At 65.7% G+C, this 18,596-nt stretch carries 20 protein-coding genes and 2 tRNA genes; 13 read left to right on the forward strand and 9 right to left on the reverse strand.

The window, feature by feature from the left end; genetic code table 11:
* Nucleotides 1-165 precede the first annotated feature (165 nt).
* A complete protein-coding gene (locus tag F7R26_RS05105; protein ID WP_150986338.1) occupies nucleotides 166-2,583 on the forward strand; it encodes a RelA/SpoT family protein in 2,418 nt (805 codons plus the stop codon).
* A gap of 44 nt (nucleotides 2,584-2,627) precedes the next feature.
* On the opposite strand, the gene greB is transcribed toward F7R26_RS05105, so the two are convergent.
* Nucleotides 2,628-3,224, reverse strand: a complete 597-nt coding sequence (gene greB, locus F7R26_RS05110) for a transcription elongation factor GreB (protein WP_150986274.1) — start codon at nucleotides 3,222-3,224, stop codon at nucleotides 2,628-2,630.
* A 124-nt stretch (nucleotides 3,225-3,348) separates the two neighbouring features.
* Here greB and F7R26_RS05115 point away from each other — a divergent pair.
* The 5 genes from F7R26_RS05115 (at nucleotide 3,349) to F7R26_RS05135 (ending at nucleotide 5,582) form a co-directional block, all read left to right on the forward strand.
* A tRNA-Arg gene (locus F7R26_RS05115) sits at nucleotides 3,349-3,425 on the forward strand.
* A 274-nt stretch (nucleotides 3,426-3,699) separates the two neighbouring features.
* Nucleotides 3,700-4,545, forward strand: coding sequence for a DUF1266 domain-containing protein (locus F7R26_RS05120; RefSeq protein WP_150986273.1), 846 nt, complete (start codon nucleotides 3,700-3,702; stop codon nucleotides 4,543-4,545).
* Between the two features lie 114 nt (nucleotides 4,546-4,659).
* On the forward strand, nucleotides 4,660-4,941 hold the full coding sequence (locus F7R26_RS05125) for a hypothetical protein (protein WP_150986272.1): 282 nt from the start codon (nucleotides 4,660-4,662) through the stop codon (nucleotides 4,939-4,941).
* A gap of 238 nt (nucleotides 4,942-5,179) precedes the next feature.
* Nucleotides 5,180-5,419, forward strand: a complete 240-nt coding sequence (locus F7R26_RS05130; protein ID WP_150986271.1) for a hypothetical protein — start codon at nucleotides 5,180-5,182, stop codon at nucleotides 5,417-5,419.
* Nucleotides 5,420-5,506: 87 nt separating this feature from the next.
* Nucleotides 5,507-5,582 (forward strand) — tRNA-Met (locus F7R26_RS05135).
* A gap of 129 nt (nucleotides 5,583-5,711) precedes the next feature.
* On the opposite strand, the gene F7R26_RS05140 is transcribed toward F7R26_RS05135, so the two are convergent.
* Both F7R26_RS05140 and F7R26_RS05145 read right to left on the reverse strand, forming a co-directional pair.
* Nucleotides 5,712-6,167: a hypothetical protein gene (locus F7R26_RS05140; protein ID WP_241754425.1), complete on the reverse strand. Its 456-nt coding sequence runs from the start codon at nucleotides 6,165-6,167 to the stop codon at nucleotides 5,712-5,714.
* A 123-nt stretch (nucleotides 6,168-6,290) separates the two neighbouring features.
* Nucleotides 6,291-6,578, reverse strand: a complete 288-nt coding sequence (locus F7R26_RS05145; RefSeq protein ID WP_150986270.1) for a hypothetical protein — start codon at nucleotides 6,576-6,578, stop codon at nucleotides 6,291-6,293.
* A gap of 239 nt (nucleotides 6,579-6,817) precedes the next feature.
* On the opposite strand from F7R26_RS05145, the gene F7R26_RS05150 reads away from it, so the two are divergent.
* On the forward strand, nucleotides 6,818-7,501 hold the full coding sequence (locus F7R26_RS05150; RefSeq protein WP_150986269.1) for a Fe2+-dependent dioxygenase: 684 nt from the start codon (nucleotides 6,818-6,820) through the stop codon (nucleotides 7,499-7,501).
* A gap of 158 nt (nucleotides 7,502-7,659) precedes the next feature.
* Here the strand turns inward: F7R26_RS05150 and F7R26_RS05155 are convergent, their stop codons facing one another.
* Nucleotides 7,660-7,962 (reverse strand): hypothetical protein, encoded by a 303-nt coding sequence (locus F7R26_RS05155; protein ID WP_082054800.1) that lies wholly within the window; start codon nucleotides 7,960-7,962, stop codon nucleotides 7,660-7,662.
* A 270-nt stretch (nucleotides 7,963-8,232) separates the two neighbouring features.
* Here F7R26_RS05155 and F7R26_RS05160 point away from each other — a divergent pair, with 270 nt between their 5' ends.
* Both F7R26_RS05160 and lpxO read left to right on the forward strand, forming a co-directional pair.
* Nucleotides 8,233-8,544, forward strand: a complete 312-nt coding sequence (locus tag F7R26_RS05160; protein ID WP_150986268.1) for a hypothetical protein — start codon at nucleotides 8,233-8,235, stop codon at nucleotides 8,542-8,544.
* Between the two features lie 206 nt (nucleotides 8,545-8,750).
* The gene (gene lpxO, locus F7R26_RS05165; RefSeq protein WP_150986267.1) at nucleotides 8,751-9,653 is read left to right on the forward strand and encodes a lipid A hydroxylase LpxO; all 903 of its coding nucleotides are present in this window, start codon (nucleotides 8,751-8,753) and stop codon (nucleotides 9,651-9,653) included.
* Nucleotides 9,654-9,743: 90 nt separating this feature from the next.
* Here lpxO and F7R26_RS05170 read toward each other — a convergent pair whose 3' ends face one another.
* From F7R26_RS05170 to F7R26_RS05180, 3 genes are all read right to left on the reverse strand, one after another.
* Nucleotides 9,744-11,219, reverse strand: a complete 1,476-nt coding sequence (locus tag F7R26_RS05170; RefSeq protein ID WP_150986266.1) for a sensor domain-containing diguanylate cyclase — start codon at nucleotides 11,217-11,219, stop codon at nucleotides 9,744-9,746.
* 206 nt (nucleotides 11,220-11,425) lie between these two features.
* Nucleotides 11,426-11,827: a hypothetical protein gene (locus tag F7R26_RS05175; RefSeq protein ID WP_150986265.1), complete on the reverse strand. Its 402-nt coding sequence runs from the start codon at nucleotides 11,825-11,827 to the stop codon at nucleotides 11,426-11,428.
* A gap of 174 nt (nucleotides 11,828-12,001) precedes the next feature.
* Nucleotides 12,002-13,444 (reverse strand): aminotransferase-like domain-containing protein, encoded by a 1,443-nt coding sequence (locus tag F7R26_RS05180; RefSeq protein WP_150986264.1) that lies wholly within the window; start codon nucleotides 13,442-13,444, stop codon nucleotides 12,002-12,004.
* A 174-nt stretch (nucleotides 13,445-13,618) separates the two neighbouring features.
* Between F7R26_RS05180 and F7R26_RS05185 the strand changes: the two genes are divergently transcribed.
* The gene (locus tag F7R26_RS05185; RefSeq protein WP_150986263.1) at nucleotides 13,619-13,975 is read left to right on the forward strand and encodes a hypothetical protein; all 357 of its coding nucleotides are present in this window, start codon (nucleotides 13,619-13,621) and stop codon (nucleotides 13,973-13,975) included.
* Nucleotides 13,976-14,009: 34 nt separating this feature from the next.
* Here the strand turns inward: F7R26_RS05185 and F7R26_RS05190 are convergent, their stop codons facing one another.
* On the reverse strand, nucleotides 14,010-14,315 hold the full coding sequence (locus F7R26_RS05190) for a single-stranded DNA-binding protein (RefSeq protein WP_150986262.1): 306 nt from the start codon (nucleotides 14,313-14,315) through the stop codon (nucleotides 14,010-14,012).
* A gap of 187 nt (nucleotides 14,316-14,502) precedes the next feature.
* Here F7R26_RS05190 and F7R26_RS05195 point away from each other — a divergent pair, with 187 nt between their 5' ends.
* A complete protein-coding gene (locus F7R26_RS05195) occupies nucleotides 14,503-16,125 on the forward strand; it encodes an NAD(P)/FAD-dependent oxidoreductase (RefSeq protein ID WP_150986261.1) in 1,623 nt (540 codons plus the stop codon).
* 16 nt (nucleotides 16,126-16,141) lie between these two features.
* On the opposite strand, the gene F7R26_RS05200 is transcribed toward F7R26_RS05195, so the two are convergent.
* Nucleotides 16,142-17,410: a TIGR03862 family flavoprotein gene (locus tag F7R26_RS05200; protein WP_150986260.1), complete on the reverse strand. Its 1,269-nt coding sequence runs from the start codon at nucleotides 17,408-17,410 to the stop codon at nucleotides 16,142-16,144.
* Nucleotides 17,411-17,543: 133 nt separating this feature from the next.
* Between F7R26_RS05200 and F7R26_RS05205 the strand changes: the two genes are divergently transcribed.
* Nucleotides 17,544-17,945 carry a hypothetical protein gene (locus F7R26_RS05205; protein WP_150986259.1) on the forward strand — a complete coding sequence of 134 codons (402 nt, stop codon included), beginning with the start codon at nucleotides 17,544-17,546 and terminating at the stop codon, nucleotides 17,943-17,945.
* A gap of 79 nt (nucleotides 17,946-18,024) precedes the next feature.
* The gene (locus F7R26_RS05210) at nucleotides 18,025-18,591 is read left to right on the forward strand and encodes a DUF1415 domain-containing protein (protein ID WP_150986258.1); all 567 of its coding nucleotides are present in this window, start codon (nucleotides 18,025-18,027) and stop codon (nucleotides 18,589-18,591) included.
* The last annotated feature ends 5 nt before the right edge of the window (nucleotides 18,592-18,596 follow it).

Below are 18,596 nucleotides of genomic sequence, written 5' to 3' on the forward strand. Positions count from 1 at the left end.
ATTACAGAAGCCGCCCACATGTCTTCCTCCCAGCCTTCCTCCCCTGTCGCGACGGCCAGCCCAACGGCCACGCCGGCGCGATCGCGCGGAGAAGCCACTGGTGACGCGAGTGGCGATGCAGTGCCACCCGTCCAGCGCAAGCGCGCCGTGCCCGGTCAGTCGACCGTGACGGCGCGTACCGGCGCTCCCAATCTTCCCGATCCGCTTGGCAACGATGTCGTTGGCGAGCGTGCCGCGGCCCCCGCATTGGGGGCAGGCAAGGCACGGGCCGCCCAGGCCGCCGCCGAAAGTGAGCTGAGCGAGGCGCAGCAGGGTGCCGCGCCGGGCGATGCGCTCTTCATCGACGCGGTGCTGGCGCAGTCCTATCGTCACTTCTTCGGCCCGACCTCGCAACCCGCAGTGCCCCCGCGCCAGCAGGTGATCTCGATCACCCGGCTGATGGAGAAGCTCGCTTATCTCAAGCCGGCGGACCAGGCGCACGTGCGCGAAGCCTTCCAGTTCTCGGACGAGGCTCACCTTGGCCAGTATCGCCAGAGCGGCGAGCCCTACATCACGCATCCGGTAGCGGTGGCGGAACTGTGCGCTGACTGGAAGCTGGATGTCCAATCCATCATGGCGGCGTTGCTGCACGATGTGATGGAAGACCAGGGCATCACCAAGAGCGAGCTGGCGGAGAAATTCGGCCCCAAGGTGTCCGAGCTGGTCGATGGCCTGACCAAGCTGGACAAGCTCGAATTCCAGAGCCGCGAGCAGGCACAGGCGGAGAGCTTTCGCAAGATGCTGCTGGCGATGGCGCGCGATGTGCGGGTGATCCTGGTCAAGCTGGCCGACCGCACCCACAACATGCGCACGCTCGATTTCGTGCCGCCGGAAAAGCGGCGCCGGATCGCGCTCGAGACCATGGAGATCTACGCGCCGATCGCGCATCGGCTCGGTCTCAACACCACGTACCGCGAACTGCAGGAACTGTCCTTCAAGGTTGGTTCGCCGTTCCGCTACGCCACGCTGGAAAAAGCAGTCAAGGCCGCGCGCGGCAACCGGCGCGAGGTGGTCAAGCGCATCCTCGAAACGGCGCAGAAGGCGCTGGGCGACGCCGGCATCGTGGCGGAACTGTCGGGGCGTGAAAAGACGCTCTACAGCATCTACCGCAAGATGCACGACAAGCAGCTGTCGTTCTCGCAGGTGCTCGATGTGTATGGTTTCCGCGTGGTCGTGGAAACCCAGATGCACACCTATATGGCGATGGGCGCACTGCACGGGCTGTACAAGCCCATGCCGGGCAAGTTCAAGGACTACATCGCCATTCCCAAGATCAACGGCTACCAGTCTTTGCATACCACGCTGGTGGGCCCGTTCGGCACGCCGGTGGAGTTCCAGATCCGCACCCGCGACATGCACCAGATCGCGGAAGCCGGCGTGGCCGCGCACTGGATGTACAAGCATCAGGCCGACCAGGCCAACGATATCCAGCAGCAGGCGCACCAGTGGCTGCAGTCGCTGCTCGATATCCAGAGCCAGACCGGTGATTCGCAGGAATTCCTCGAGCACGTCAAGATCGACCTGTTCCCGGATGCGGTCTATGTGTTCACGCCCAAGGGGCATATCCGCGCGCTGCCGCGCGGTGCCACCGCGCTCGATTTCGCCTATGCCGTGCATAGCGATCTCGGCAACCAGTGCGTGGCGGTCAAGATCAACAACGAGCTGCTGCCGCTGCGCACGGAGCTCAAGAGCGGCGATATCGTCGAGGTGGTGACGGCGCCGTACTCCAAGCCCAATCCGGCATGGCTGGCGTTCGTGCGCACCGGCAAGGCACGCGCGGCCATCCGGCACTATCTCAAGACCACCCGGCTCGACGAAGCCATCCAGCTTGGCGAACGCCTGCTGGAGCAGTCGGCGCGACAGCTCGGCATCGAGCTCAAGGCGCTGCCGCAGTCGGTGTGGGACCGCATGGTGCAGTGGACCGGCAACAAGCACAAGGAAGACATCTTCGCCGACCTGGCGCTGGGGCGGCGCGTGCCGGCCGTGGTGGCCAAGCGCATGGAGATCCTGCTGCAGGAGCTATCCGGCGATGTCGACAGCGCGCTGCTGGCGGCCGTGCAGACGTTCGCTGGCGAAGAAGCCCCCGCTGTGCCGATCACCGGCGATGAAGGCATGTCGATGATCTTCTCGTCATGCTGCCGGCCGATTCCCGGCGATTCCATCGTCGGCTACCTGGGCAAGGGCGAGGGTTTGCAGATTCACGTCCAGGATTGCAAGATAGCCAAGCGCCTGCATAGCAAGGATCCGGAGCACTGGATCGACGTGATGTGGGCGAAGAAGACCACGCGCTCCTTCGATGTATCGATCAAGGTGATGGTGCGCAACGTCAAGGGCATCGTCGCCCGTGTGGCGGCCGACCTGACTTCAGCCGACGCCAACGTCGCGCACGTGGCGATGGAGCAGCAGGAGGGCGGCCATCAGGAAGCCACCTACATGCAGTTCATCATCCAGGTGCAGAACCGCCTGCATCTTGCCAACGTGATGCGGGCGCTGCGGCGCAACCCCGACGTGATCCGCATCTTCCGCGACCGCAACGACGGCTGACGCGGTCTTCCCGCACGCAAGCACTGAGCCCGGCCGAGCCGGGCTCAGTGCTTTTCCGGCTGCGCGGCGGCGATCGGTCCCGCCTGCTTGCCGGGATAGCTGACTTTCAGGATATCGATCTGCTCCACCCCGGCCGGCGTGCGCAGCGGGACCGTATCGCCTTCGCGCGCCTTGAGCAGTGCGCGCGCGATCGGCGAGATCCAGCTCACGTGGTTGCTGTCGAGGTCCACCTCGTCGGTGCCGACAATCGTCACCGTGGTCTCCTCGCCAGCCTGGTCGGCATAGGTGACGGTGGCGCCGAAAAAGATCTGGTCGTTGTCGCCCTGCAGGGAGGGGTCCACCACCTCGGCCTTCTCCAGGCGCTTGGTCAGGAAGCGGATGCGGCGGTCGATCTCGCGCAGGCGCTTCTTGCCGTAGTGATAATCGCCGTTCTCGGAACGATCGCCATTGGATGCGGCCCACGAAACGATCTGGACCACCTCCGGGCGAGCCGTGTCGATCAGGTGCATCAGTTCATCGCGCAAGCGCTGGTAGCCTTGCGCCGAGATGTAGTTCTTGGTGCCGGGTGGCAGCGGGGTAGCGCCTTCAGGAAGGTCGTCGTCCTCGTCGCCGGACGACTCTTTGACAAATGCCTTGTTCATGATCCGATCACATCTGCGGGGCTGTCATTATAGGAAGCGGCGGCCTGCCGGAGGGAAAAGCAAAAAAAGTGGGGCAGGGGGGGTTCCCAAATTTCAAAAGTACGTTATAATTTCTTTCTCGAGTGCGGCTGTAGCTCAGTTGGATAGAGTACTTGGCTACGAACCAAGGGGTCGTGGGTTCGAATCCTGCCAGCCGCACCACTCATTGCGAAAAGAGCTTCCAGAAACGGAAGCTCTTTTTTCATTTTGGCTTCTGCCATCGCTCTCGGTTCCTGCTCTGGCCATTCTACGGCGTTCCGCCGTGCGTCGACGGTAATCGCCGCGATTGAGACTTGTCTCATCGTGCGCCGAGCTTCTTCTCGCTAATCTCTATTCCGGTGCGCATCCTTGCGCGTTCATAACCGGATCGCTCTCTTGCTGCTGCTTCCCGCGCTGCCGGGCCTAGCGATCGCGCTTTCCTCTGGAGCGTCTCGCGATGCGATCGTTGCCGTGGTTCGTCTGTGCCGGCGTGCTCGCCGTTGTGGCCAGTGCCGCATGCCGTTGGCGTAAGCCGGGCGTGCCGCCAACCGCGTTGCCGCCAGCGGCGAAGCACGGGCCGGGCTTGCAAGGCCACGTCTGTAGCCAGGCGATCGAGGGCAAGGCTGCGTCGGCCATCGGCGAGCGCACGTGCAGTTTGCTGGTGGGGTTCTTGCATGATGCGCGGCCGACCCTTAACGTCAGCACCCTTGCCACCGGTGTGGATCCGCACACGCAGGCGGGCGTGCTGGCTGCCGACTGGCATATCCGTACGGCCGGCGAGGCGCGGGGCACACTGGCGTGGCTGCTGGAGGAGGGGCACCGCGCGCTGTATCCGCAGGTCTGCCGGATCCTGTTCTCGGTGCCACGCACGGCGCGCGAGCGTGAGATCGTGCTGCTCAATGATAGCTTCGATCCGGTGCGCCTTGCCCATTGCATTGACAATCTCGAACGCGCCATGCCGGACCTGCGCGCGAGTCGCCTGCTCGGCTCGCGGGTCGATCTTGCGCGTGGTGTGCTGGCCTGGGACATGAGCCGGGCGATACATGTCGCGCGGGCCGCCTACGACTGTGGCATGCAAACCGAGGCGCAGGCCTGGGCCGTGATCGAGCAGGCTGCGTCGCAGGTCTTCGCGCAGATGGCGTCCTGGCAGGAGGTTGCGGTGAGCTACCTGCTGGGCCGGGCAATGTGGGCCGGGCCTGGCGCCGGTTTGCAGCGGCAGCTGGCATTTGTCCGGCACTGCCTCGACGATTCCCATAGTCCTATGCGCGGGGTGCGCTATCACGCTGCGCGCCATGGTGTATAGGCGCGCGCCGTCTTGCCGGGCCGGTGCTGGCGGCGTAGGCTGGTTCAGGAGCGTGTTGGGGCGGGCGCCAGGCGCTATGCTTCTTGCTTGCGGCAAAAACCCTGGGAGGAGCCAATGAGCAATGCGGACTGGCGGGTGGAGGCGTATCGGGGCATGGACGTCTATGTCCTCGTATCGAAGCCGCGTGACGGCGGCATTCCGGCTTTGGGCAAGGTTGCCCAGTGGGGGTACGAGGTGCGCGTCTGCCAGGAGGGTGCGGATCCCTCCGATGCCGGCGACATCGAGCGCTTGTCGGGCGATGGCGCGCAGTTTGCTACCCGGCACGCTGCCGAGGTCGCTGCGTTCGCCGCGGCCTACCAGCTTGTGGATAAGCTCGTGGGCCCGGTGACGGACTAGCGGGCACAGCGTCCTTGCCGAGCGGGCGATGCGGGAGTGCGCCGTTGTGCGTGCTGCCGCGTGCTGGCGAATGCGCCGCTTTGCAGGTTGTTGCGAAATGCGAAACGTCGCATATCACGCCGTGATATGTCTTCTTCGTCCATCTTTGATCGTGATCACGGCGTTGAATGTCCTGCGGATCTACTCTGAAACTGAAGCGCGCAGCCTGTCTGGTGCGCGCGCAGCAAGGAGGTGCATCATGTTGGAGTTCAACGGCTACAAGATCCTCTATGAGGTCCAGTCCCTGCCCAAGGGCAAATGGGCAATCGTCATCGAGATCATGCGCACACGGGATGGTGCGCTGATCGCGAAACGCCACAACCCGTTTCCGCACCAGTCCTTCGATACCAAGCTCGAAGCGCTGGACCGGGTGAACCGTTACCTGAAGGACATGCTGGAGCTGAAAGATGATGAGGCCCGCGCAGCGCGGCGCGCTTGATGGCGCGCCCGATTGCGGGTTTTTCACGATGACGTCACAAAGCGATTGCAATGCGCGGCGGGATCCACCATAATCCGGCCTCTCGGACGCGGGGTGGAGCAGTTGGCAGCTCGTCGGGCTCATAACCCGAAGGTCGCAGGTTCAAGTCCTGCCCCCGCAACCAAAGACCTTTTCTGGCCTCCGAAGCTAGTCTCCGGGCCGTCCTGGCCAAGTTCTGCAAATTCCCAAAGATACGAAAACCGAGCGTTGCGCGCGATCGGTTTGCATTGCATGCGCCATGAGTTCGCGCTGATCAGTGCCGCCCGCGGCCGCCTCCGCTGCGTCCGCCTCGCGCGCCTCCCATACCTCCCCAGCCGCCGCCACGGTAGTAGCCGTGCGCCATGCCTGAGTCATAGTGATAGCCGCCGTAGTATCGCGCCCCGCCCGCGTGGTAGCCGGGGCCGCGATAGTAGCCATAGGCGCGATAGCCGTGATAGCCGTGATAGCTGTAATAGCCGCCGTAACCGTAGTAGAAGGCCGGGCCGTAGAACCCGCCATAGTAGGGCAGCGCGTAGTCGTACCCATATCCGTAGGCGTAGGTACCAAGGGGATAGGCTACGCCACCCTCGTAGAACCCGTAGGGATCGTAGGGGTTGTAGGGGTTGTAGGGGTTGTAGCTGTCGTAAGGGTCGTAGTAAGGGTAGCCGGCGCATGCGCCCACGCACAGCACCGTCACTGCCAACAACAAGCGGAGCAAGGCGCGGTGCATGGGGTTTCGGGTTCGCCAACGGATCGCGCCCGGCGGGCGCCGGGCGATAACAATTAGAGGCTCTGATCCGCCGAGAGGTTCAGTGTCGCGCTGGTTTGCGCCCGCACAGCGCCTGCCAGGGATTCAGGCGGGCGCCCGGGCTAATTCGGCCGCGCGCGAAAACGTGTCTCGCACTTGCGGCTGGCCTTCACGCGCCGCTGCCTCGGACCGGGCCGTCAATCGCTCGATCAGCACGCTCAGGTTATTGCCCTGCGGGGCGGTCTTGCTCGCGCTGCACTGATCGACGGCCTCTCGCACTACCTGTCCGAGTTCCTCGTTGACATCCGCGCCATCGAAGGCGCTGATCGACAGGGCGGAAATCTGCTCGAGGTAGAGGTTGACCAACGCTTCGTCGTGTACCGGTTCGGGCATTTCCGTCTCCTTTGCAATATGGACTGGGTGCTATTCATTGTAGGAGGCCGCATGCCCGGCGCATGTCGGCACAAGGCCTACAGGCCCGCTCTCCTGCGCGGGGCTTGCGCCAGGTCAAGGTCAGTTGTTACTGATAATGATTCCCATTTGTGTGATCAGCGGCTTTCTCTTACAATCGGCGCTCGTCTGGGGCACGGCAAGGTGCCCGGGCCAACCGTCTTGCCGAGGTAATTGAAATCATGATGCTGCAGATTCCGGATGTGCTGACAAAGGCGCAGGTTGCCCAATGCCGCGCCTGGATGGACGCAACGGAGTGGACCGACGGCAACGCCACTTCCGGGCATCAGTCGGCGTTGGCCAAGCGCAACCTCCAGCTGCCCGAAGGCTCGCCGGTAGCGCGCCAGGTTGGCGACCTGATCCAGGATGCGCTGGGTGCCAATCCGCTCTTCATCTCGGCCGCGCTGCCGCTCAAGGTCTATCCGCCCTTGTTCAACCGCTACGAGGGCGGGCACGCGTTCGACAACCATATCGACAACGCGATCCGCCACCTGCGCGGCACCAACTTCCGCGTGCGCAGCGACCTCTCGGCAACACTGTTCCTGACGGAGCCGCAAGACTACGACGGCGGCGAGCTGGTGGTGGAGGATACCTACGGGCAGCAACGCGTGAAGCTGCCAGCGGGGCATATGGTGCTGTACCCGGCCACCAGCCTGCACCACGTCAGCCCGGTTACGCGCGGCGCGCGCGTGTCGTCATTCTTCTGGATTCAAAGCATGGTGCGTGACGAGGGCCAGCGCTCGGTATTGTTTGAACTCGATACGCAGATCCAGCGGGTCGGCCAGGCTCTGGGGCACAAGGACGCGGCCGTGGTGGGGCTGACCGGCGTGTATCACAACCTGCTGCGGCGCTGGGCCGACGCCTGAGCGGCGGCGTGGGAAATAAGGGAAGGGGGGAGGGAGCGAAGCGGGGGAGGGGATGCTTCGGTTTGATGCTTTGGTTGATGCTCTGGCTTGATGCATCGGTTTGATACTCGCGAATCGCCGGCATCGGCCGGCCATTCGCGATGCATGGCGCAACGAGGCTAACGGCGATCCCGGTGCTGCGGCGGTAACGGGACCATGGCTACGCGTCGTCGCGCGGGCTTGAGCGCGCGCTGCATTGGCCAGAAAACGTATTGGGTATGCGGATCCATCGGCTTGCCGAAGTAGGACACCCACACCTGCACGCCCTGTTCGGTTTCTGCAACGATGGCAGCCACTGCGCGGGCTGCGACTGCGGGAGATTTGAGCAAGGTGGCCAGCGCTTCGACACCTTGGACCACGTGGTGCTTGACACCACTGAACCATGCGTATTGACGCATGGCTGACAACAAACGCTCGGTCATGAACTCTGGTGTTTGGTTGGAAGTAAAGATCAGACCGGAGCTTACACGCTTTGTTCAGTGCGGATTGATGGGACCTGTCTATCGCTTACCCTGAGTCATCGGATGTCCCTTTCCTGCCCCTGTCCCTGCCGCGGGTGCCGGGCCCCGTGCCTGTTGTCATTGCGTCAACGCGCTAGTGCGGGTCGGCCACCACATTGACAAGGCAAGGGCCGAGGATTAGCGTCATCAACAGGACGATCCGACCCTTGAGGGCTTCCTGGGAGCTTGCCGATGACCGAAGACATGCTGCTGCAACTGATGGTGGAAGTCGAGAAGGAAGACCCCATCGACTATGCCGACCTGCCCTTCGACGACGCCACGCTGCGCGCGTTGGTGTGCCGTCTGGTGGCGCAGCGCTCCAGCGCCATGGAGACGGCCGGCATGCCGGTGGACGCGTTGCTGGCGACCATGTGGGCTTCCACCGCCAAGCTGGTGCTGGAGAACATGGTACTCAACGCGCGCTTGCTGACGCTGCAGGGGCTGCCGGACGACGCCAACGCGCTGATCGAGCGCATCGCCCGGCAATCCCGCGGCACGCCCTGAGGCGAGGCCTTCCGGCCTCTTGGGCCTCTTGGGCCACTCGGGCCGCTTGCGCCGCCGATCCTGAGCGACGGATCGGCGTGTGGCGTATCGCTATCATTCAGCAGGGCGCGTCCCATTTCGATACACTACGGGTTTTCGCCCCCGACACCGTCGCGTTGCTACGCGTATGCAACTGCGCGCGGTACTGCTGATAGGGAGGATTTCGGGTGATCAAGTGGATAATCGTCGCGACGTACCTGGGAGCGATCCTGTACGTGCATTTCCGCGGCAAGGTGAGGCTGCGCATCTGGCGCCAGTTGCTCGACCATTCGGCCCTGGTGGCCCCGGTCAACTGCTTCATGTACCTATTTTCCGGCGTGCCGCGCACGCCCTACATCCCCGTCGAGCGTTTTCCCGAGCTGGAGAAGATCCGCGCCGCATGGCCGGAGATTCGCGACGAAGGCCTGGCCCTGACTGCCATGCGCAAGATCAAGGCCGCCGACAAGAACAACGATGCCGGTTTCAACTCATTCTTCAAGTACGGCTGGAAGCGTTTCTACCTGAAATGGTATGAAGCCCGCCATCCGTCGGCCGAGGTCCTGTGCCCGCGCACGGTGGAGCTGCTGCGCGGCCTGCCGAGCGTGAAGGCGGCGATGTTCGCCGAGCTGCCGCCTGGCGGCAAGCTGAACCCGCACCGCGACCCGTTCGCGGGTTCGCTGCGCTATCACCTGGGACTGGCCACGCCAAACGACGACCGCTGCTTTATCGAGGTCGACGGCGAGCGCCATAGCTGGCGTGACGGCGAGGGCGTGGTGTTCGACGAGACCTACCTGCACTGGGCGGAGAACAAGAGCGACAGCAACCGGCTGATCCTGTTCTGCGACATCGAGCGTCCGATGCGTTTTGGCTGGGCTGGCAAGATCAACCGCTGGCTGGGCCGCAAGGTCATGACCGCGGCGAGCTCGCCCAACGACGACTCCGACCAGACCGGCATGATCAACCGCCTGTTCCGCTTTGTGTGGATTTGCGGCCAGTATCGCCGGCGATTCAAGGCGTGGAGCCGGCCAGCTTACTACGTGGTCAAGTTTGGCCTGATCGCCGCCGGCGTGGCGCTGATCGTGTACCTGTAACGCTCGAAAGCGCGATTGCTGGAAAGCATGAATACGCAAGAAGAAAGGGCCGGCTGATGCCGGCCCTTTCTTTTGCCCATCGGCGGTTGCCTATCGGCGCCGCCGCTCGCGCTCGTCATCGAGCGCCTCATAGTGGGCGCGCTTGGCCTGGTACATGCGGGCGTCGGCCAGCTTGACGGCGTCGCTCAGGCGCTCCGTTGCGCTACAGCTTGCGGTACCGATCGACAGGCTGAGCGCGGTGCCCGGATAGAACTGGTTGTTGAGCTCCACCACCTGGTGGATCTGCTCGACCACCGTGGCCGCGCTGCGTTCGTCGCGCGCCGGCAGCAGCACCATGAACTCGTCGCCCCCGACCCGCGCCACGCAGGCCTGGTCGCCCACGGCCTTCTTCAGCGCCTCGCCGGTGCGGCGCAGGAGCGCATCGCCGTCACCGTGGCCGAGCTGGTCGTTGACCTGCTTCAGGCCGTTGAGGTCGACCGCGATCACGCTGACCGGCCACGGGCCCTTGCGGCCCAGCCGCGCGAGTTCGTCTTCGTAGTAGGCGCGGTTGTAGAGCTTGGTCAGCACATCGTGCTTGCCGAGGAATTCGACATAGGCCTCGGCCTTCTTGCGCGCGGTGATATCGGTCAGCGACACCAGCACCTGGTCCCATTCCGCCTCGCGGCCGGGAAACACCGACCACTGCATGAATACGTCCACGGCCCGGCCATCCAGCGCGTAGTTGATGACTTCGCGCTGCTGCCAGAGTTTCTCGTTCCAGAGGTCGATCAACTGCTCGGCGAACTGGATGCGCATATTGTCGCGGAACACGTCGCCCAGGCGCGAGAGCAGCTCCTCCTTGGTCGACGCGCTGAACATCAGCAGGGTTTGCTGGTTGACGTCGAGCACGCGGATCTCCTGCATGCAGCGCGAAATGAAATCCGGATGCACGTTGAGGAAGGTGCGGAAATCCGAGATGCCCGCGCCGCGGACTTCATCGAGCAGCACCTTGACCGCGCTGAAATCCTCGACCCACAGCGAGACCGGCGAATGCTCGAACAGGCCCAGCGCGTACTGCTCGCTGCGGCGCAGCTCGCGTTCGGTGGCCACGCGCGCAGTGATGTCCTCGATCGACAGCAGCACGCGTTCCCAGGTGGCCTCATGGCCGGGCATGACGGTGGCATCCAGGCGGATGTCCAGCCGCTTGCCTTCCAGCGTGTAGTTGACGGTCTGGCTTGAAAAGCGCAACCCGCCGTCCCACAGCTGGCCGAGTTCCTCGACGTGCTGGTCGAACATTTCGTCGCGAAAGACAGTATCGAGGTTATTGACGAGGTCGGCGAGGTCGGCGGCGCGGAAGAGGTCCAGCGTGCGCTGGTTCACGTCCAGCACGCGGATCCGTGCCGAGCAATGCGCGACTTCCTCGGGATTGGCGCGCAGGTGGCTGCGCAGGTCGGTCACGCCCTGCGCGCGCAGGGCCTGGAAGTGCTCGCGCACGGCGCTGAAGTCTTCCAGCCACAGCGAGACCGGCGCCAGCTGGAACAATGCCTTGTACTCGTTGTCGATCCGCGACGTTTCGGTCGTTGCCATCAATGCGTCTTTTCCCAATCCCGATCCCCATCCCAATCCCGTTCGGCGCGGGCCAGCGCTGGCACGCGTGTGGCACGGCTGGCTTTGCGCCGCCTCGGATCTGCCGGGGCCGCCGCCATGCTCGCTACGAGCGATAGCATAGGGCAGCAGGGGAGGAAATGGGTAGTGTGTGGCGTAAAAACCCACACATGACGCCCGCCGGCGCGTCAGCCCTGGCGGGACAGCTCGGCGATGCGCGCCGGGGCATACCGGTGCTGCGTGTTCTCTTGCTCGGCGATCAATTGCAGCGTGGCCGCCTGCAGCAGCGATCCGGCGGTCAGGTGCGAGGCCAGGGTGCGCAGTTCATCGAGCTTGCCGCTGGCAGCGGAGTTGGCATGAGTCATCTCAGTCAAGGTCTGGACAGGAACCCGGCCGATGGTATCGGCAAGCCTGGGGGGGCTGCTTTGTCCGTGGTCATGCTCCGTGCGCGCGGTGTTGTCTTTTGTGTCCTGGCCAGCCCTGGCATCGGCGCGGACCGGCCGATGCGCCGGGTCGGCGCGGCGGGCGGTGCAAAGGCGCGGGGCGGAGCCCACGGTCTCGATGGCGAGCGAAAGGGAGGGGTGCGGCATCTGGTTCTCCTTGGGAGCGCGGCCTGCCGGTTTCGGCAATGTTCGCAAGGATGCCGGGCCGGTCCGCCGCCGCCTAGCGCGCTGCGATGAACGGCACGATGCCGGGAGCGAATGGTGGCGCGCGCTGACGGATGTGGCGCGCCATGCCCATCGCCTGCCATCCGCCATCGGCCGCTACGGCTGGTCCGCCAGGCGCGCCACCACCGCGGCGAGCGTGCGCAACGCGCGCTCGATCTCCGGCGTGAACGGCGTGCCGCAATTGAGCCGCAGGAAATGGTCGAAGCGGTTGGAGTTGGAGAACATCACCCCGGGCACGACCCGGATGCCGGCCGCCATGGCCTGGTCGAACACGGCCTCGGACGGGACCGAGCCCGGCAGCTCGACCCACAGGTGCAGGCCGCCGTTCGGGTTGGAGGCACGCGTGCCGGCAGGAAACTCGGCGGCGATCGCCTGCGCCACCTGCGCGCGCTGGCTGCGCAATTGCTCGCGCAGGCGCCGCAGGTGCCGCTCGAACGCGCCGGAACCCATGAACTCGGCCGCCGCCATCTGCGCCAGCAACTCGTTGGGCCGCGACTGGCTGTACTTGAGCATTTCCACGCGTGCCTGCCACTTGCCCGCGGCGATCCATCCCAGCCGCATGCCGGGAGCCAGGATCTTGTGCAGCGAGGCGCAATGGATCACACCGCCGCTGCGGTCCCAGGCCTTGAGGGCGGCCAGCGGCGCGTCCCCGTCCGCCAGGGCGGAGAAGCAGTCGTCCTCGATCAGCGCGATGGCGCGCGCATCGCACCAGGCCACCAACTGCGCCTTGTTGGCATCCGGCATGATGCTGCCCAGCGGATTCTGCAGGTTCGGGACCACCACCACCGCGCGGATGTTGTCGTAGGTCTGCGCCGCCAGTTCCAGCGCATCGAGCGAGATGCCGGTCTGCGGGCTGCTGGGAATCTCCAGCGCGCGCATGCCCAGGCTCTCCAGGATCTGCAGCAGGCCGTAGTAGGTGGGCGACTCCACGGCAATCACGTCGCCCGGCTGTGCCACCGCGCGCAGGGCGAGGTTGAGCGCCTCGGTGCAGCCGTGGGTCACCAGGATCTCTTCCGGCGCAACCGTGACGCGCGAGAGCAGCGCGTTGCGCGCCAGCACGGCGCGAAAGGCTGGATGGCCGCCGGAATCGGCCGCGCTGCCGAACAGCTGCGGGTGCAGGCGCAGCGCGCGCGCCGCCGCATTGCGCAGGTCTTGTGCCGGGTACAGCGCGGGCGCGGCGCAGGCGCCGGCAAAGTTCACCGCGACCGGTTGCTGGCGCCCGCGCGCGGTGATGGCGGAGATGCGCTCATGGATGCCCACATATTGAGCGGGGTCCGGCAGCGTGGCGGCAGGCTCTTCGATCGGCGCCAGCGGCTTGTGCCGGCGGTGCCGCACGAAGTAGCCCGAGCGCGGCCTGGCCTCGAGCAGGCCATCGCTTTCCATCTGCCGGCAGGCTTGCAGCGCGGTCGACACGCTCACGCCGTGCAGCTCCATCAGCGTGCGCACGGAGGGCACGCGGTCCCCCGGCTTCAAAACGCCCGTCTCAATGGCGTGCAGGTAGTGCTGGGCAATCTGGCGGTAGAGGGGGGCGGATTCCATGCGGCATGGTGGCGCGGCGGCGGCCAGCGCAACAGATACAGATCTGGGTCTTCTGTATCGTAACAGATGCTCTGTTATGCCTCTGTTACGGTTCACAAGCCACAGGCGTGTGCCTGTTTTGGTCCGGCCCGCATCGGTAGTCTGGAATCCTGTCAAAGCCAGGGAGCCGGCATCATGCAAAGCTATCGTTCAGACCCGATCATCCCCACTGTCCAGCCCGTGCAGCCCACGCCAGCTGGCGCCAAGCCGCAAGCGCAGGCAATCGACCTCGAAAGCAGCCGCGTGCTGCGTTTCCATGCCATGGCCGGCACTACCCTGTGCGTGCTGGAGGGCGAAATCGAACTCACCGAGGCGCCGCGCTGGCTGGCCGGCACCGTGTGGCGGCAGCCGCGCCGCCTGCCTGCCGGCAGCGTGGTGGCGCTGTCGCCCGGCTGGGTGGAAGTGCTGGCCCGGCAGGCGGCCACGCTGCGGCTGCAGGCACCCGCGGCCGGGCCTTGGTGGACCCGCTGGCTGCGGCCGGCGCAGGCCTGACGCGCCCCTGGCCGGGACGGCCGCCCTGGGGCGGTCAGTCCTGCTGGCCGTGCGCGCTCAGCATGGCATGGGCCACCAGGTCCAGGGCGGGCCGCGTGTCGCCGTTCTTGTCGGTCCAGACCTTGGGCGTGAGGCTGCCTGACAGCGCGACCGATTCGCCGTCCTCCAGCGCCAGCAGCCCTGCGCGCACCTTGTCGGCAAACGCGATCACATTGACGATGACGGTGTCGCCATCGTTGATCGCTGCCTTGAGCTTGGCGGTCACGTACTGGCTGCCGCCCTGGCCGGAACGTTCGCTGGCGTGGCCGTGGAGCCTGCCGCTGACTAGTGCATCGATCATCTTTCTTCCTTGCTGGTTATCTTGCCGGGGTGCGGAAGATCTCACAATTTCGCACGCTCGTGGCAGAGAATGCGGACCCTGGCGCTAAAAACGATAAAATTGCGGTCCGGCCAGCCCGACGCTCAACCAGAGTGCAGTCCGCGCCCCTTACAGGGCCGACCCACCGGCCGCAGAATTCCAGGTTCCCATGCTACGTCTATGTGAAGTCAAACTCCCGCTCGACCACGCCGAGAGCGATCTCAAGGCCGTGGTCCTCGCCCGCCTCGCCGAGCTCGGCGTCAAGGCCGATGGCCTGACCGGGTTCACCGTGTACCGCCGCGCGCACGATGCCCGCAAGCGCTCCGATATCAAGCTCACCTATATCCTCGATATCGCGGTGAAGGACGAAGCCGCGGCGATCCAGCGCATGGCCGGCAAGCCGAACTGGAGCGTGACGCCGGACATGGCCTACCGTTTCGTCGCCCAGGCACCCGCACCGGGCACCTCGCTGCGCCCGGTGGTGATCGGCATGGGCCCGTGCGGTTTGCTCGCCGGCCTGATCCTGGCGCAGATGGGCTTCAAGCCCATCATCCTGGAGCGCGGCAAGGAAGTGCGCGAGCGCACCAAGGACACCTTCGGCCTGTGGCGCAAGAGCGTGCTGAACCCCGAGTCGAACGTGCAGTTCGGCGAGGGCGGGGCGGGCACATTCTCCGACGGCAAGCTCTACAGCCAGATCAAGGACCCGAAGCACTACGGCCGCAAGGTGCTCGACGAGTTCGTCAAGGCCGGCGCGCCGGAGGACATCCTCTACCTCGCGCGCCCGCACATCGGCACCTTCCGCCTGGTCAGCATGGTGGAGAAGATGCGCGCCGAGATTTTCGCGCTGGGTGGCGAGGTCCGCTTCGAGACCCGCGTCGAGGACGTGGATATCGAGGGCGGCAAGATGCGCGGCCTCAAGCTGTCCAACGGCGAGTACCTGCAGGCCGACCACGTTATCCTGGCGGTGGGTCACAGCGCGCGCGACACCTTCGAGATGCTGCATGAGCGCGGCGTGTTCATGGAGGCCAAGCCGTTCTCGCTGGGTTTTCGCATCGAGCATCCGCAGGGCATGATCAACAGCAGCCGCTTTGGCAAGTTCGCCGGCAACAAGCTGCTGGGCGCGGCGGACTACAAGGTGGTGCACCACGCCAGCAACGGGCGCGCGGTCTACAGCTTCTGCATGTGCCCGGGCGGCACGGTGGTGGCCGCGGCCTCGGAGCCGGGCCGCGTGGTGACCAACGGCATGAGCCAGTACATCCGCGCCGAGCGCAATGCCAATGCCGGCATCGTGGTGGGCATCACGCCGGAGGATTTCCCCGGCGGCCCGCTGGCCGGCATTGCCTTCCAGCGCCATTGGGAAGAGCGCGCCTTCGAACTTGGCGGGCGCAACTACAACGCGCCGGCGCAGTTGGTGGGCGACTTCATCGCGCGCCGGCCGTCCACGGCGATGGGCGCGGTCGAGCCCTCCTACAAGCCGGGTGTCACGCCGACGGACCTGTCCACCGCGCTGCCCGACTACATCATCGAAGCCATCCGCGAAGCGCTGCCGGAACTGGACAAGAAGATCGCCGGCTTTGCCATGCATGACGCGGTGCTGACCGGCGTGGAAACGCGCACGTCGTCGCCGCTGCGCATCCGCCGCAAGGACAACTACCAGAGCATGAACGTGGAAGGGCTGTACCCGGCCGGCGAAGGCGCCGGCTATGCGGGCGGCATTTACTCCGCTGCCATCGATGGCATCGAAGTGGCCGAGGCCGTGGCGTTGAGCATCGTCAACGGCAAGGCGGTCTGAGCGAGCCCAGGCTGGCTTAGCGCCCGGCAGCCCCGGCCGCTTCCAGCCAGGCCGAGGCCCCCAGCCCGGCCGCGCGCCCGCTGGCAAGGCAGGCGGTCAGCAGGTAGCCGCCGGTGGGCGCTTCCCAGTCCAGCATCTCGCCGGCGCAGAACACGCCCGGCACGGCGCGCAGCATCAATTGCGCGTCCATCGCCTCGAACGCGACGCCGCCCGCGCTGCTGATCACTTCATCGATCGGGCGCGCGCGCAGCAGGCGCACGGGCAGCGCCTTGAGCGCCGCCGCCAGCCGCGCGGGGTCGGCAAATTCTTCCTTTGACAAGCACTCGCGCAGCAAGCCGGCCTTGACGCCGGTGATGCCCAGCTTGCTCTGCAGGTGGCTCGATAGCGAGCGCGCGCCGCGCGGGCGCCGCACCGCTTCGGCCACGCGTTCGGCCGGCAGGCCCGGCGCAAGGTCGAGATGGATCGTGGCCTCGCCCGTGGCTTCGAGCAGGTCGCGCATTGGCGCGCTCAGCGCATAGACCAGGCTCCCCTCGATGCCGCCGGCCGTGATGACGAACTCGCCCTGGCGATAGTGCTCCACGCCATCGCGATCGCGCAGCCCGATGGCCACGGCCTTGAGCGGGTGGCCGGCAAAACGCGTGCGGAAGTGCTCGCTCCAGGCTACGTCGAAGCCGCAGTTGGCGGGGCGCAAAGGGGCGATGTCCACGCCACGCGCGGCCAGCAGCGGTACCCATGCGCCGTCGGAACCCAGGCGTGCCCAGCTGCCGCCGCCAAGCGCCAGCACTGTGGCATCGGCCTGGACCAGCAACTCGCCATCCGGCGTGGCAAAGCGCAGCTGGCCCGATGCATCGTCCCAGCCCAGCCAGCGATGGCGCATATGGAACCGCACGCCGGCCTCGCGCAGGCGGTGCAGCCACGCACGCAGCATCGGCGCGGCTTTCATGTCGGTGGGGAAGACGCGGCCCGAGCTGCCGACGAAGGTCTCGATGCCCAGGCCGTGCACCCAGCCTCGCAGCGCTTGCGGATCGAAGCCCGCCAGCAGCGGCGCGATTTGCGCGCTGCGCTTGCCATAGCGCCCGAGGAAGGGCTGCGCCGCTTCGGAATGCGTGAGGTTCATGCCGCCGCGCCCGGCCATCAGGAACTTCCGGCCAACCGAGGGCATGGCGTCATACACGTCCACGCGAAAGCCGCGCGCGGCCAGCACCTCCGCCGCCATCAGGCCCGCGGGGCCGCCGCCGATCACGGCGACGCTGGCAGCAGGGAGGGAGGCGGTGGGTGCAGACATGGGTTGGATCCGGGGCAAGGCGGTCGATCGCGCAAAGGGGCGCAAGGCAGGGGGCGGCGGATCGGATTATATAGGGCAGGGGCAGCTGCTAATATCGCGCCTTCCCTTGTGCCACGGGTCTCCCGCGCCTGCCATGCCCTTGCCGTTCCGCTTGTCGTTGCCTCTTCCCGCCGCGCGGGCCTTCGTCCCGGTCTTGCTGGGCTTGTTGGGCTTGCTGGGTCTTGTAGCCGGCGTGCACCCGGCGCTCGCGCAGGAAACCGCGCAGGGGTTGCAGGAAAAGGCGATGAAAGGCGATTTCCTGTCCCAGCGCAACCTCTCGTACTGCCTGCAGTCCGGTTGCCTCGGGCTGGAGCGTGACCGCGTCAAGGCCTGCATGTGGCGCAAGGTGATCGTGCTGTCCGGCGAGCGCCATGTCACCGACCTGGACACCGCCAACCTGGATTACGTCTGCGCAAAGCTGAGCACGGCCGAGCGCGATGCGGCCATGCGCCAGGCGGACGCGCTGGCCAGGCAGATCTACGGGCCGCGGCGCTGAGCGCCTTCGGCCTGCTTGGGCGGGAGGCTAAAATAGCGGTTTAGCGCGTTTAGCGCCGTTCCCTGCGTCACGCATCGCCATGCCCATCGCTTCGCCATCCCGCCAGTTCATCGTAGACGCCACCCAGCAATGGCTGGAACGCGCAGTGATCGGCCTCAACCTGTGCCCTTTCGCCAAGGCCGTGCACGTGAAGCGGCAGATCCGCTACACGGTGAGCGATGCCACCGATACCGAGGGCGTGCTCGCCAATCTCGAAACCGAGTTGCGCACGCTCGCCGAAGCCGACCCCGCCGAGATCGACACGACCCTGCTGATCGTGCCGCACGCGCTGGCCGAGTTTCTCGACTACAACGATTTCCTCTATTTCGCCGAGCGCTTGCTCAAGAGCCTGCGCCTGGCGGGCATCCTGCAGATCGCCAGCTTCCATCCGCACTACGAGTTCGGCGGCAGCGAGCCGGACGACATCGAGAACTACACCAACCGCGCGCCTTACCCCATCCTGCACCTGCTGCGCGAGGACAGCATCGCGCGCGCCGTGGCGGCTTTTCCCGATGCGTCGGAGATCTACGAGCGCAACCAGGAAACCATGCGCCGGCTCGGCCACGACGGCTGGCGCAAGCTGATGACCGAGGCCAGCGGGACATAAAAAAC

Source organism: Cupriavidus basilensis (genome assembly GCF_008801925.2).
In the GTDB taxonomy this organism is placed as follows: domain Bacteria; phylum Pseudomonadota; class Gammaproteobacteria; order Burkholderiales; family Burkholderiaceae; genus Cupriavidus; species Cupriavidus basilensis.